12 protein-coding genes and 1 pseudogene are annotated in these 13,929 nt (G+C 68.9%); 6 read left to right on the top strand and 7 right to left on the bottom strand.

All coding sequences use genetic code 11. The features are described 5' to 3' along the window. Nucleotides 1–9: 9 nt before the first annotated feature. Nucleotides 10–171: a hypothetical protein gene (locus tag NB3_RS07040; protein ID WP_174553175.1), complete on the bottom strand. Its 162-nt coding sequence runs from the start codon at nt 169–171 to the stop codon at nt 10–12. Between the two features lie 174 nt (nt 172–345). Here NB3_RS07040 and galK point away from each other — a divergent pair, with 174 nt between their 5' ends. From galK to NB3_RS07025, 3 genes are all read left to right on the top strand, one after another. Continuing rightward, on the top strand, nt 346–1,467 hold the full coding sequence (gene galK / locus NB3_RS07035) for a galactokinase (protein WP_084485886.1): 1,122 nt from the start codon (nt 346–348) through the stop codon (nt 1,465–1,467). Nucleotides 1,468–1,722: 255 nt separating this feature from the next. Next, complete coding sequence (locus NB3_RS07030; protein WP_157111602.1) at nt 1,723–3,411, top strand: sodium:solute symporter family protein; 1,689 nt, start codon at nt 1,723–1,725, stop codon at nt 3,409–3,411. 12 nt (nt 3,412–3,423) lie between these two features. Next, nucleotides 3,424–3,675: a hypothetical protein gene (locus tag NB3_RS07025; RefSeq protein WP_067798183.1), complete on the top strand. Its 252-nt coding sequence runs from the start codon at nt 3,424–3,426 to the stop codon at nt 3,673–3,675. Nucleotides 3,676–3,901: 226 nt separating this feature from the next. Here NB3_RS07025 and NB3_RS07020 read toward each other — a convergent pair. Continuing rightward, a pseudogene (locus NB3_RS07020) lies at nt 3,902–4,357 on the bottom strand (SRPBCC family protein); the annotation flags it as partial. A 560-nt stretch (nt 4,358–4,917) separates the two neighbouring features. Between NB3_RS07020 and NB3_RS07015 the strand changes: the two are divergent. Together NB3_RS07015 and NB3_RS07010 are read left to right on the top strand one after the other, a co-directional pair. After that, on the top strand, nt 4,918–5,592 hold the full coding sequence (locus NB3_RS07015) for a hypothetical protein (RefSeq protein ID WP_067798180.1): 675 nt from the start codon (nt 4,918–4,920) through the stop codon (nt 5,590–5,592). A gap of 195 nt (nt 5,593–5,787) precedes the next feature. Next, nucleotides 5,788–7,599, top strand: coding sequence for a serine/threonine-protein kinase PknD (locus NB3_RS07010; protein ID WP_067798177.1), 1,812 nt, complete (start codon nt 5,788–5,790; stop codon nt 7,597–7,599). Nucleotides 7,600–7,771: 172 nt separating this feature from the next. Here the strand turns inward: NB3_RS07010 and NB3_RS07005 are convergent, their stop codons facing one another. Further along, the gene (locus NB3_RS07005; protein WP_067798174.1) at nt 7,772–8,131 is read right to left on the bottom strand and encodes an Rv2640c family ArsR-like transcriptional regulator; all 360 of its coding nucleotides are present in this window, start codon (nt 8,129–8,131) and stop codon (nt 7,772–7,774) included. A gap of 98 nt (nt 8,132–8,229) precedes the next feature. Here NB3_RS07005 and NB3_RS07000 point away from each other — a divergent pair, with 98 nt between their 5' ends. Beyond that, nucleotides 8,230–8,742, top strand: coding sequence for an ArsI/CadI family heavy metal resistance metalloenzyme (locus NB3_RS07000; protein WP_067798171.1), 513 nt, complete (start codon nt 8,230–8,232; stop codon nt 8,740–8,742). A gap of 84 nt (nt 8,743–8,826) precedes the next feature. On the opposite strand, the gene NB3_RS06995 is transcribed toward NB3_RS07000, so the two are convergent. From NB3_RS06995 to NB3_RS06980, 4 genes are all read right to left on the bottom strand, one after another. Next, nucleotides 8,827–9,576, bottom strand: coding sequence for a DUF8020 domain-containing protein (locus NB3_RS06995; protein WP_067798513.1), 750 nt, complete (start codon nt 9,574–9,576; stop codon nt 8,827–8,829). A 100-nt stretch (nt 9,577–9,676) separates the two neighbouring features. Beyond that, nucleotides 9,677–11,140, bottom strand: coding sequence for a PepSY-associated TM helix domain-containing protein (locus tag NB3_RS06990; protein WP_067798168.1), 1,464 nt, complete (start codon nt 11,138–11,140; stop codon nt 9,677–9,679). A gap of 296 nt (nt 11,141–11,436) precedes the next feature. Next, entirely contained in the window at nt 11,437–12,000 is a 564-nt protein-coding gene (locus NB3_RS06985; RefSeq protein WP_169810649.1) for a hypothetical protein, read from the bottom strand. 136 nt (nt 12,001–12,136) lie between these two features. Then, on the bottom strand, nt 12,137–13,795 hold the full coding sequence (locus NB3_RS06980) for an acyl-CoA synthetase (protein WP_067798165.1): 1,659 nt from the start codon (nt 13,793–13,795) through the stop codon (nt 12,137–12,139). Nucleotides 13,796–13,929: the final 134 nt, after the last annotated feature.

The following is a 13,929-nucleotide window of genomic DNA, read 5'->3' as shown; positions in this document are numbered from 1 at the left end:
GGCCGCGTACTAGATCTGGGAATCCTCCACCGCGACTTCGACGTTCGCCTGTTCGTCGAGCACCGCCCGGATGCTGCCGGCGAACGGGAACCGAGTGTTGTTGTACGAGCAGATGTCCCAACCGACCGCGGCGCGCTCGGCAACCAATGTCTGGACAGCTGATTTGATCATGGCACGGAACGCCGCCCCTTGGCGGGCACTTGGCGCAACAAGGTGAACGGGTCATGTCCGCCGGGCCCGCGCGGATCATGGCCGCGACCTCGGCGCTGGTCTCCGCGGGCCGAATACCGAGTTCGCGCGGCGTGTCTCGTACCCTGGCAGCGACCGGGACAGCGAGGAGCGAGCGTGCGGACATGGGTGGCGCCGGGGCGGGTCAACATCATCGGTGAGCACACCGACTACAACGACGGCTATGTCCTGCCCATCGCGTTGCCGCTGGTGGTGCGGTGCACGGCGGCGGCGCGCACGGACGGGCTGGTGCGGGTCGGCTCGCGGCAGCGGCCCGGCGAGCCGGTGCACGTCGCGGTGTCCGGCCTCGACGGCGCGCGGGCCAGGGTGCCCGGGTGGGCGCGTTATCCGCTCGGCGTGGTCGCCGAATTCACCCGGCGCGGGCACCGGATACCCGGCGTCGATCTCGACCTCGACGGCGCGGTGCCGATCGGCGCGGGCCTGTCCTCCTCGGCGGCGCTGTCCTGCGCGGTGGCGGTCGCGCTGCGCGATCTGTTCGCGCCGGATCTGACCGACCGCACGCTGATCGACGTGGCCCGCGCCGCCGAGAACGACTACGTCGGCGCGCCGACCGGCTTGCTCGACCAATCGGCCGCGATGCTGTGCACCGCCGGGCACGCGCTGTTGCTGGATGTGCGGGCCTTCGCCGCCGACACCGCCGCGCCGCGCGGCGCCGAGCAGATTCCCTTCGACCTCGGCGCTTCCGGACTGGAATTGCTTGTGATCGATACCGGCCAACCGCACGAGCTGGCCGACGGCCGCTATGCCGAGCGCCGCGCGGAATGCGCTGCGGCGGCCGAGGCGCTCGGCGTAGGCGCTCTGCGGGAGGTGGCGTCGGCCGCGGACACCACCCGGATCGCCGACGACGTGCTGCGCCGCCGCGCCAGGCACGTGGTGACGGAGAACGCCAGGGTGCTCGCGGTTGCCGAGAAGTTGCGATGGGGCGTGGATCCCCGCGGTATCGGCCCACTGCTCACCGCGGGGCACGCCTCGCTCCGAGATGACTTCGAGGTGTCCACCCCGGCCCTCGACGCGGCGGTCGAGGCCGCGCTCGCGGCCGGTGCGCACGGCGCGCGCATGGTCGGGGGCGGGTTCGGCGGCAGCGTCATCGCGCTCGTCGAGCAGGACCGCACCGAGGCGGTGACCGAGTCGGTGCGGCAGCGCTTCGCCGCGGCGGATCTGCCCGATCCGCGCACGTTCGCGGTGGCCCCGGCCCACGGAGCCCACCGGGTCGCCTGAGCGACCGGCCGGATTTGTGCGCGAATGTGCCACGCCGGTCGGGCATGATCGCGCAGAGTGGTGTCTGCCGACACCATTCGGCGGGCGACGAGGAGGTCGCGCGCGCCGGGCGCGACCAGCACGACGCGGCTCTCGCGCGACGAACGCCCTCGCCGCCCCGGTTTCACCGCCAGGAGGAACGCTGTGCCGCTCGTCGATCCGTCCGTTCTCGCCGCCGTGCCCGGCTCGTACCCGGCCGCATCGCCACCGCGGCTGGTGGCCGCCGAGACCCTCCGCCTGGACGCGCAGCCCGTCGATTACGCGCTGGTCGCGCTGTATTTCGTCTTCGTGCTCGGCATCGGCCTGCTGGCCAGGCAGCGGGTGTCCTCCAGCATCGACTTTTTCCTGTCCGGGCGCTCGCTACCGGCGTGGGTGACCGGCCTGGCCTTCATCTCCGCCAATCTCGGCGCCGTGGAGATCATGGGCATGTCCGCCAACGGCGCGGAATACGGGTTCCCGACCTTCCACTACTTCTGGATCGGGGCGGTGCCCGCCATGCTGTTCCTCGGCGTGGTGATGATGCCGTTCTACTACGGCTCCAAGGTGCGCAGCGTGCCCGAATTCATGCGCCGCCGGTTCGGCACCGGAGCGCACCTGGTGAACGCGCTGAGTTTCGCCATCGCGCAGATCCTCATCGCCGGGGTCAACCTGTATCTGCTCGGCTCGATCGTGAACGTGCTGCTGGGCTGGCCGCTGTGGGTCTCGGTGATCGTGGCCGCCGTGATCGTGCTGTCCTACATCACTCTCGGCGGTCTGTCGGCCGCGATCTACAACGAAGTGCTCCAGTTCTTCGTCATCGTCGCGGCGCTGCTGCCGCTGACTCTGGTCGGCCTGCACCGCGTCGGCGGCTGGAGCGGTCTCCAGGACAAGGTGACCGCCGCGCCGGGCGGGGCGGCGCAGCTGGAGTCGTGGCCCGGTAACGCGCTGAGCGGATTCTCCAACGATTTCCTGTCCATCCTCGGCATCGTGTTCGGCCTCGGCTTCGTGCTGTCCTTCGGCTACTGGACCACGAACTTCGTCGAGGTGCAGCGCGCGATGGCGACGCACTCCATCTCCGCCGCGCGGCGCACCCCGATCATCGGCGCGTACCCGAAGATGTTCATCCCGCTGATCGTGGTGATTCCCGGCATGATCAGCGCCGTGCTGGTGCCGGAGATGACGGAGTACAAGGCGGCGGTGACCGCGAACCCGGACTTCGAGAGCGACACCACCTACAACCAGGCGCTGCTGTACCTGATGAAGGACGTGCTGCCCAACGGGTTGCTCGGTGTCGGGCTGGCCGGTCTGCTCGCGGCGTTCATGGCGGGCATGGCGGCCAACGTCTCCGCGTTCAACACGGTCTTCAGCTACGACCTGTGGCAGCAGTACGTGCGGCGCGACCGCCCGGACGGCTACTACCTGCGCGTGGGCAGGCTGGCGACCATCGGCGCGACCGTGGCCGCGATCTTCACCGCGTTCATCGCCTCCGGGTTCAGCAACATGATGGACTACCTGCAAACCCTGTTCAGCTTCTTCAACGCGCCGCTGTTCGCCACGTTCATCCTCGGCATGTTCTGGAAACGGATGACGCCGACGGCGGGCTGGATGGGGCTGGTCTGCGGAACCGCCTCCGCCATCGTCGTTTTCATCCTGCACGAGACGAAGGTCTTCGAGTTATCCGGCCAGGGGGCCAGTTTCGTCGCCGCCGGTGTCGCGTTCGCGGTCGACATCGCGGTCAGCGTCGTGGTCACCCAGGTGACCCTGCCGAAACCGGCGGCGGAGCTCATCGGGCTGGTGTACTCGGAGACGCCGAAGGAAGTGCGCACCGACCCGGAGGCAGGCACGCTGCCCTGGTATCAGCGCCCGGTCCTGCTGGCCGGCATCGCCCTCGTGCTCGTCATCGCGCTCAACATCTTCGTCGGATAAGGAACCACCGCAATGCTTTTCGATATCCGCACCATCGTCGGCGGCTTGCTCGGCTGCTACGCGATCGTTCTCGTCGTCACCGGCCTGGTGCACGACACCGCCGCCGAGCAGGCCAAGACCGGCGGGGTGAACGTGAACCTCTGGGCCGGGCTCGGCATGGGCGTGGTGGCGGCGGCCTTCGTGGCCTGGACATTGCTGCGCCCGGTGCAGGTGCCGCCGGAATCGAAACCGGCGGACACCGATGAGGAGCGCGAGTCGGCCTGACACGACGATGCCCCCTGGGAAAAACCAGGGGGCATCGTTGTCGTACAGGTCAGACGCCCGGCGTGCCGGTTCCGCCGGGCCAGGTGCCCGTTCCACCGGCGCCGGTTCCGCCTGCACCGGGAGTACCGGTTCCGCCGACACCCGGCATGCCGGTTCCGCCGGCACCTGGTGTGCCGGTCGGGCCAGGGCGGGGAGCGGCGCCGCGCTCCGTGGCGGTGCTCCCGGCATCGGGACGCGGAATGTCACCGCGCCACGCGCCGGTCTCGCGGCCCTGATGCTCGATGAAGTGCTTGAAGCGCTCCAGGTCACCGTTCACCCGGTGCTTGAGCACACCGAGCTTGTCGGCGACGTTCTCCACGAAGCCTTCGGGATCGACGTCCATCTGCGCGGTCACCCTGGTGTGGGTGTCGTCGAGCCGATGGAACGTGACGACGCCCGCGTGCTTGGGCCCGCTGTCGGACTTCCAGGCGACACGTTCGTCGGGATGCTGCTCGGTGATGGTCGCGTCGAACTCCCGCGTCGACGGGCCGACATGGACACGCCAGTGCATATGCCGGTCATCGATCTGCTGTACCGCTTCGACACCCTCCATGAACTGCGGAAACGACTCGAACTGCGTCCACTGGTTGTAGGCGGTGCGAACCGGGACCTCGACGTCCACCGTGGCGGCCATTGTGCTCACTTGCTACCCCTTTCCTCGCCCATCCGCGGGACTCGCGGACCGGCGTCTCTCGGTTGACAAGCGCTCCCTTGTGGGGCGACTCGGGACATTGGTCGCTTACCCGGGTCGTCGGGGGGCAAACAGGCGACGGTCCCGCTCCCCGTGTTCGCAAGCGCCCGTCGATACGCGGGCGCGGGTCGTCTTCGGGCGCGATTTCGCTGGTAGCGACGCCGAACTGCGGACAGTCGAGACACGCGCGGGAAACTTTCGAGAACGCGATTTCACGAAGGATACACCGCGCCCGGTGATGTGCCCGAGGCCCCGGCGCCGTAACGCACTGCGGCGAAGCGGCATTCGGCACCGGTGCGGGCGAACCGTGCGTCGTGCGAAGGCCGTCCCGGCCTCGCGCGACGCCCGCCGCACAGCGCGATGGCAGGCATTCCTCCCGCACCGGGGCATCGGATGCGAGGACCACCCGAAACGTGCGAGGACATCCGAGAAAGCGGAGCGAATCCTTGCCTCTGCGGCGGTCACGCATTCGTCGTGGTGACCGCACGAGACCACCGACCAGAGGAGTTCGAATGAAGAAGGCCGAAATCTTCGACATGCCCACCCGCAGCGAGATGCGCGATCCGGAGGCGCTGATGCGGCGCATCCAAGGTTCCAACGGCGGCCGGGACGACGCCTACGGCGCCTACCAGCTCGCCTGCCTGATGGCCGCCACCGAGGCCGAAGAGGACGGCGGCGACGACGAGACCTGTCTCGAGCTCTTCGTGGACGCGCTCCCGGGCATGTTGAGCAGGCTCGGCCTGAAACTCGACGTCCACGGGTACGGCGTGTGCCATATGTCCGACACCGCGGGCACCGACCGTGGCGACGCGTCATCGATCTACTGGACGTTGTCGGGGTTCAGGGACCGTTCCCGGATCTACGAGGCCATCGCCTTCCCCTCCGGCACGCCCGCGCCCTCCGGTTCGCTGGTGGAGCAATACGACGACTGGTCGCAGAACGCGGCCGCGGTAGCGGAACAGGAATCCAGCGATTCCGCGCGCTTGTCCACCTTCGTCGACTCGATGACCGAATACCTGAATTCCTCCGGCAAGAAGTTCCCCGGAACCTCCTTCGGCTACTTCAACAGCACCGGCGGCGAGATCTACACCCCCGCCCTCGAGGAAACCGGCATGCTCTGGAGCGTGGCCCCTATGAACTCCTTCGACGGCCACATGTACGAGTGCGTCACCGCCCTCCCCAAATGATCCCGGGATCAACGGCACATGGTTGCGGGCATTCCGCGCGTAGACTCTCCACCATGTGCTGTTGATCTTGAAGGCGGGCACTCACGAGGGTCTCGCCTGGCTGAATCGACTAGGGTGGAGTTGCCCGCGCGCGAGCGCGGGTCGGAAGGCAAGCGAGTACGCCGTTAGCCAGACAAGTGGTCACGGGACGGCACCATGAACGACGCGACAGTGGATGGCGGGGGCACCGCCAAGGGGCCGGGGTCAGCCGAGGTGTTCGGGCGCTATCGGCTGTTATCGCTGCTGGGTCAGGGCGGCATGGGCCAGGTGTGGCGGGCGCACGATTCGCTGACCAACCGGGTGGTGGCTCTGAAGGTCTTGCCGGAGCGCTTCGCCGATGACGAGCAGTTGCGCGAGCGGTTCCGCCGAGAGTGCCGGGCGGTGGCGCAGTTGACCGAGCCGCATGTGATCCCCATCCACGACTTCGGCGACATCGATGGTCGGCTCTATCTGAATATGCGGCTGATCGAGGGCACCGACCTGCGCACGCTGATCGCGCGAGAAGGGGCCCTGCCGCCGCGGCGGGCAGTGGCGATCATCGCCCAGGTGGCCGGTGCGCTGCAGGCGGCCCATGACGCCGGGCTGGTCCACCGCGACGTCAAACCCACCAATATCCTGCTGGGCGCCGATGAATTCGCCTCCCTGATCGACTTCGGGATCGCGCACGCCGCCGACGACCGTACGCTGACCCAGACCGGCGAGACCATCGGCACCCTGGCCTACATGGCGCCGGAGGAGATCGGCGCGGAGGTCAAGGCCGATGCCCGCGTGGACGTGTACGCGTTGACGTGCGTGCTGTACGAGTGCCTGACCGGTCGGCCGCCGTTCGCGAGCGAATTCGGGATGCAGGGTGTGATCGCCCATCACCTGCACACCCCGCCGCCGCGCCCCAGCATCACTACACCCGGTGTACCCGCGGCGTTCGATGCGGTCATCGCCAAGGGGATGGCCAAGAACCCCGGCGATCGCTACCAGACCGTGCGCGAACTGGCCGCGGCGGCCCGCGCCGCGTTGGACGATTCCCCGGTCGACGCCACCGTGGGCGTACCCGCGCACCAGGGACGGCGGCGGTTCGGATTGCCGTCCAGGACCGCCGGGGTGCTCGCCGCCGCGGTCGCGGTGGCGGTGGCGGCCACCGTAGCCGTCGTCCTCGGTGTCCAACGGGAATCGGGCGGCGGTGGCAGTCCGCCCACATCGCTCGCCCCGGGCTACTCCTCACAGACCGCGTTGCCGTTCACCGGCATCAGCCTGCCCACCGGTGTGGCGGTCGACCCGGCGGGCAACGTGTACGTCACCGACATGGATAGCGATCGGGTGCTGAAATTGGCGGCGGGTGCGTCGGCGCCGACCCCGCTGCCGATCGCGGGCTTGAAGAATCCCCAGGATGTGGCGGTCGACCAGGCGGGCAACGTCTACGTCAGCGACACGAGCAACGATCGGGTGCTGAAATTGGCGGCGGGTGCGCCTACGCCGACCCCGCTGCCGATCACCGGCCTGAAGGACCCCCATGGTGTGGCGGTCGACAAGGCGGGAGACGTGTACGTCGCCGACCGGGGTAATGATCGGGTGCTGAAACTGCCGGCGGGCGCGGCGGCTCCGACGACACTGCCGTTGACGGGGCTCCAAGGCCCCGACGGGGTGGCGGTCGACCCCGCGGGCAACGTCTACGTCACCGAATTGGGTACCGAGCAGGTGCGGATGTTGGCGGCGGGCGCGTCGGCGCCGACCATGTTGCCGTTCACCGGACTCAAAGATCCCCAGGGCTTGGCGGTCGACGCGGCGGGCGATGTGTACGTCGTGGACTGGGGTAACAAATGGGTGGTGAGGTTGGCGGCGGGCGCGTCGACGCCGACCCCGCTACCGTTCACCGGCCTGAAGAATCCTCAGGGTGTGGCGGTCGACTCGGCGGGCAACATCTACATCACCGATCTGGGCCGCGATCCGGTGGTGAAACTCTCGGTCGGTTGAACTGCCCGGACTGGTCTGATCGCAGCGCGGACATCCCGGCAGCTGGCTGCTCGACATGGAGTCGTCGCCGGTCTCGCGGCTTACTCGCGCTGACCTGGTAACGCCTCGACCAGCTGCGGCGACGGCAGCGCGGCGCCCCCGGCCAGGATCCGACGGCGACGACAGGGCCAGTTCAGCGGCAGCAGTTGGGGTCGAGCACCACACACAGCGCCGCCAGAGCGTCGCGGCGGGCGCGGTGGAAGGTGTTCATCCCGCGTCGTTCGGATTCCACCAGCCCGGCCTTCCGGAGCTGGCCGAGGTGATGGCTGACCGTCGACTCCGACAGACCCACCGCTGTGGCCAGGTCGCCGCCGTTCTCCTCTCCGGCGGCGCTGGTCAGCAGCAGGGACAGCAGCTTCACCCGCACCGGGTCGGCGATCGCCTTCAACCGCAACGCCACTTCGAGTGCGGCGGCGTCGTCGACCGGCCCCGCCGCGACCGGCGCGCAGCACACCGGGGCGGACATATCGATCACGGGCAGCGTCTTGGGCATGCGATCGACCCTACCGACTGCATTGACATATGTCGAAAAGGTGGCAGACTCGGCACCGAACCGGTTCTTCGATATATGTCACATAAGTGGAGGTAGCCATGTCCCGCATCCAACTCGCCCTGAACGTCGACGACATCGACCGAGCTGTGGCGTTCTACTCGACCCTGTTCGCCACCGAGCCCGCCAAACGCAAGCCCGGTTACGCCAACTTCGCCGTCACCGAACCGCCGCTCAAACTGGTACTGATCGAGAACCCCGGCCACGGCGGCAGCGTCAACCACCTCGGCGTCGAGGTCGAAGACTCCGAGAAGGTGCACGCCGAGATCGCCCGCCTGTCGGCAGCCGGATTGTTCACCGAAGAACAGATCGCCACGACCTGCTGCTTCGCCACCCAGGACAAGGTCTGGGTCACCGCCCCGGATGACGAGCGCTGGGAGGTCTACACCGTCCTGGCCGACAGCGAAACCTTCGGCACCGCACCCGAACCGACCTCGTCCGACGCGGTCCAGGCATGCTGCGGCACCGCCGAGGAAGCCGCCGCCGAAGCCACGTGCTGCACCCCCGCGGCGAAGAAGGAAGCCCTCGCCTCCGGCGCCACCTGCTGCGCCTGACCCCCCACCGACGAACACGAGTGGCACACCACTGCGGCGAACCGCGAGTAGAGCTCTCGGTGGTGTGCCACTCGCGTCAACGGGTCACTTGAGGGGAGCGGGCATGGGGGAGTTGATCGTGGAGAAGTACATGATCGCCGCGCCGATGGCGACGGGGGCTGTCACCAGGATTTGGCCCGCTACCGTGCCGAGGGCGCCGACGGCGACGACGCCGCCGAGGCAGCCGACGGCGGCGGCCGGGATGAACGGGCCGAACATGCCGACGATGGTGGCGGCGGCGACGGTCGCGCCCGCGATGCCGCCGAGCACGCAGCCCACCGCCGCGCCGCCGATGCCGCCGACCAGGGTGCCGATGGTGGCGCCCATGGAGATGGTGCTGGTCATCCGGGACCAGGCCGCCTGCTCACGGTCGTACTCGGTCTTCCACGGCGCCTTGTCCTCGAACGGGAGGGCGACCGGCTTGTAGACCGCGTGCGCCATGTCGAACTGAGGGGTCAGGGTCGCGGTGCGGCCGGAGATCTCCGCGGCGATGGGGAATTCGAATTCGTCGACCAGGAAGGTCAACGGCGCGCCGGCGACGACGGAGCCGTCGGCGGCTTTCACCTTCAGCACCTGGTCCTCGACCACCAGCGAGCCGGACTCGATGCTGATGATGCTGGCCGTCTCCGTGGCGTGGGCGGTGAAACCGACGGCGTCGGCGGCTTCGGTGGACGTGGCGTCGACGGACGCGCTGTCCACCGCGGCGACCTCGGGAGCGGCGGAACTCGTGCCCGCGGCGATGCTCAGGGCAGCGGTCGTGAACGCGGCGGCCAGGGCTAGTTTCGTGATCTGCATGGAAAATCCTTGGTTCTCGAGGCATGGCGAAGCGACGGCCATACCAATGACGTTCGGTAGGTCGTGGGAGTAGCGGGCCTTCGCCCGCGGATGTGTGGGGTTAAGCGGCGGAGCGCACCCGTCCGGCGAGACCGAGCAGCACGTCGATCGCGAGGAAGACCAGCAGGCTCAGCCCGACCAGCGGGGCGAACCAGCCGACCACCAGCGCGGCGGCCACCAGCGGCGCGAGCAGCCACAGCGAGGTCTTGCGCAAGGCCCCGCGCCGTGGCGCCCGGCCCAGCGCGAACCGGCCCGCGTCGCGCGTCGGCCTCCTGCGCCACCACATCAGATAGCCGCGCACGATCACGGTGATCAGACCGATCATCGCCGCGAGCAGCAACAACTGATTGAGCACCCCGAACATCAGGCCCATGTGGAACTGGATGCCCCAGTTGGTGAGCTTGGCCATCAGCGGCCAGTCGGCGTAGGGCAGACGATCGGTGACCGCGCCGGTCGCGCCGTCGACGGCCACGGAATCGACGGCGTAGGTGCCGGGCATCCGGCGTTCCTTCACCGCGAACGCTTTGCCCGGCGCGGCCGGGACGGCGATCTCGGACGCCTGCGTGATGCCTTCGGCGCGCGCGGTCGCGTACACCCGATCCAGCTGGGCGATCCGATCGGCCGGGTCGGCGGGCGCGTGCTCGGCGTGGCCGCTGCCGTGGTGATCGGAACCCGAATCATGGCTCTGCGCAACAGCACCGGGCAGGGCGGTGCTGACCGCCGGTGTGGTCCAGCTGAGCTGCTCGCGCAGTTCGGTGATGTTCTCACCCGCGTAGGTCGACCAGGTCATGCCGGTCGCTGACAGCAGCAGCGCCAAGGGAAGCACCCACATCCCGACCGCACCGTGCCAGTTCATGGTGCGGCCTCGCGCGCGCTGCGACCGATCGGCCGCCAGCAGCCAGCCCCAGCCGTTGCGGGCCCGGCGGCCGCGCACCCGGCGCACCCAGACGACCAGCCCGGCCAGCGCGACGATCCACAGCCAGGACGCGGCCAGCTCGCTGTAGAGCCGACCGGGTTCGCCCAGATGCAGGTCCCGGTGCAGCCGATCGATCCAGGTGCGCATCGGCAGCGCACCCGAGCTGCCGTAGACGACGGAGTCGCCCACCGGCTGCGCGGTGTACGGGTTCACGAACACCGCGCGCCGCTCGGATTCGCCCAGCGACGGGTCGCTGAACAGCACCCGGGTGGTGTCGTGCGCGCCCGCTGCCGGGGCGACGGCGACCAGCGGCAGGTCCGGCCGGGTGGCGACGGCCGCGCCGACCTGCTCCGACAGCGGCTCGGGCGTTCCGGTCTCGGTGACCGTCAGCAGGTCGCGCGACACGATCGACTCGAGCGTCGGCGATATCGCGTAGAGCGCGCCGGTGACGGCGGCGATGAGGATGAACGGCCCGACGAACACCCCTGCGTAGAAGTGCAGCCGCATGGCCAGCGCGTACAGACTGTTACGCGCGGTGGCCCGGCGTGGGCCGGAGGAATCCGACGGCTCCGATAGGTCGGCGTCGGAAATGGTTTCTGTTGTACTCACGATCGTTTCGTTTCTTACGGCGGAACCCGGTCGGGACGCACCACCCATCGGCACCCGTGGGCACGGCGAAAGCGCACACATCGAACGCGCTCGCCGCGGCGACGACGGCGTACGCGCTCCGGCGAGGGAGCCCGATCGCACCGCCGCACGCGGAGGGATGGATTCGCGACCCGGGACGACACGTCGCGTCCGCGCGCTCAGGCGTGGGCACAAGAGCGCGAGGCGACGCGGCGATGCACGAAAGACCGTGACGGTGAGCAACACTCACGCCACGCGTGCACCGGGTGTGGAAAGAATTAGAGAACGATCGCGAACGGCGGAGCGCGTGTGCGCAACGCCTCGGCGGCGAACACGCGCAGGACGACCCGGTCACGATGGACCGTACGCAATGGAGCACGGTCGGCGACGACCGGCGGAGTGTGGCGCACCGGCAGCACACGGCGCAGCACCGCGGTCCCGATCCGGTACGCGGCCTCCGCGCCCCGGATCACGACGGCCGCCGCGAACGCCGCGCACACGTGCGCGGCGAGCATGGCCGGAGTCAGCTGGGCATCACCGTGATGCAAGTGCCCCGAGTCGAGCCCCATGGTGAAGTGCCCGAGCAGCTGGCCGGCGATCAGCGCCGTGACCAGCCCGGACGACGTCTCGCGCAGCGGGGCCAGGCCCGCCACCAACGCGCCGATCACGGCGGACGCGGCGGCGAGCAGGGCCAGCGCGGTGGTGTCGGGCAGCATGCCGCCGGAAGCCCAGCCGTGCGCCGCGACGGAAATGGCCCCCGAGATCGCACCGGCCGAGCCACCGCGCACCCGCGCGACGGCGCCGCGACGTCCCGCGGCAGACCGGTCGAACTCGTAACTCACCCGCTGATGATAGCGGACCGATTGCACGCGTCCGACCGCATCGAAAACCGCTGGGACGTGCAGCTTCCAACTGGAAATAGTTCGGCCGTCCCGGCCTGCGGCAGGCGTACCGCCGGGAAGACCATGGACGCGCGGCTCAGCCCGCGTCGACCTCCATCTCGATCAGCGGCTTGCGCAGCAGCTTGCCAGTCGCGTTGCGGGGCAGCTCGTCGAGGAAGACGACCTCGCGGGGGACCTTGTAGCGGGCGAGGTTCGCCTTGACGTAGTCCTTGATCTCCTGCGGGTCGCGCTTGCAATCGGGACCAGGGACGACGAACGCGCGCAGCCGCTTGCCGAACTGGCGGTCGTCCACGCCGACCACGGCGGCCTCGAAGACGTCGTCGCGCCCGGCGATCAGGTTCTCCACCTCGAGCGGGAAGACGTTCTCGCCACCGGAGACGATCATGTCGTCGTCGCGGCCGTCGATGTAGAGCAGACCGTCGGCGTCGAAGTGCCCGACGTCGCCGCTGGACATCATGCCGTCGACCATTTCCTTGGTGCGGCCGTCGGTGTAGCCGGTGAAGGCGAAGCCGTTGTCCACGAAGATGGTTCCGGTCACGTTCGGCTCGGTGATCGGCTTGCGGTCGGCGTCGAGCAGCACGATCCGGATGCCGACCGGGGGCTTGCCCGCGGTGGTCGGCGCCTTGCGCAGGTCCTCGGGCGTCGCGACGGTCATCACGGCGCACTCGGTGGAACCGTAGAGGTTGTAGAGGCTGTCGTTGAAGTGGTCCAGCGTGCGGGTCACCACGTCGGGCGCGATGGCCGAGCCCGCCGCGAAGATCACCTTGATGCTGCTGACGTCGTACTTCGCCAGCACGTCCGCGTCCAGGTCGAGGATGCGTTGCAGCATGGTCGGGACCACGATCAGCGAATCCGCCCGGTACTTCTGGATATTCGCGAGGGTCTGCTCGGGATCGAAGCGGCGCTGCTGGAAGACCACCCGGTTGCCCAGCGCGAGACCAAGGGTGAACTGGGACAGGCCGGTGCCGTGGAAGATCGGCGCCGCCATGATCATGGTGCCGTCGGCAGGCAGCGGCACCCGGTCGACGAACTGGGCCGAGGCGAACGGGCTGACCCGGTCGCGCGGGGCGCCCTTCGGGGTGCCGGTGGTGCCGCTGGTGAGGATGACGATGCCGCCGGGCTTGGCCGGGGCGGGCAGCGCCGCGCCGGACTGTCCGCTGATCAGCGAATCGACGGTCGGGATCGCGGGATCGGCGTCGTCCTTGTGGTCCACCCAGGTGAGAATGCGCGGGATCGCGGCGGGAATGGCGCTCATCAGGTCGATGAACTCGCTGTCGTGCAGCACCGCCTTGACGTTCTCGCGCTCGGCCACGTCGGCGAACTGCGGCTTGGCGAACCCGGTGTTCATCAGCACCCCGCGCACGCCGAGCTTGCCGGTGGCCAGCAGGCTCAGCACCATGCCGCGGTGGTCGCGCGCCAGGATCGCCACCACGTCACCGGGATTGATGCCTTTGCTCTGCAACCCGCGGGCCAGGGCGTTGGACTGCTCGTCGAGTTGCCCGAAGGTCAGTTCCCCGCGTTCGTCGACGATCGCGACGGCGTGCGGTCTGGTCTGCGCGGCGTGCATGACGACACCGGCGAACGGTCCGAACTTCAATATGTTGAACGCCGACCGCGCGGCATGGTCGGGGCGCAGCGGATTGAACAGCCGCCGCTTGACCATCACGTTCACGCCAAGGGCCAGATCGCCCGCCTTGCGGGCGGCGCCGCCCAACGTGGGGAGGGAAAGAGACATCGACGACAACCTTCCGGCGGTGTCACCCGGTGATCCTCCGGGTGGTGCGGACCGCAATTCGATATACCCAGTGCTGGCGCTAACACTAGCAAGCGTGTGTAACCGGTTGTGTCACGTATCTCATCGGGTCGGTA

The organism is Nocardia beijingensis NBRC 16342 (assembly GCF_001612785.1).
In the GTDB taxonomy this organism is placed as follows: Bacteria; Actinomycetota; Actinomycetes; order Mycobacteriales; family Mycobacteriaceae; genus Nocardia; species Nocardia beijingensis.
Note: the sequence above shows the minus strand (reverse complement) of the source record. Positions and strands in the feature narration are given on the sequence as shown.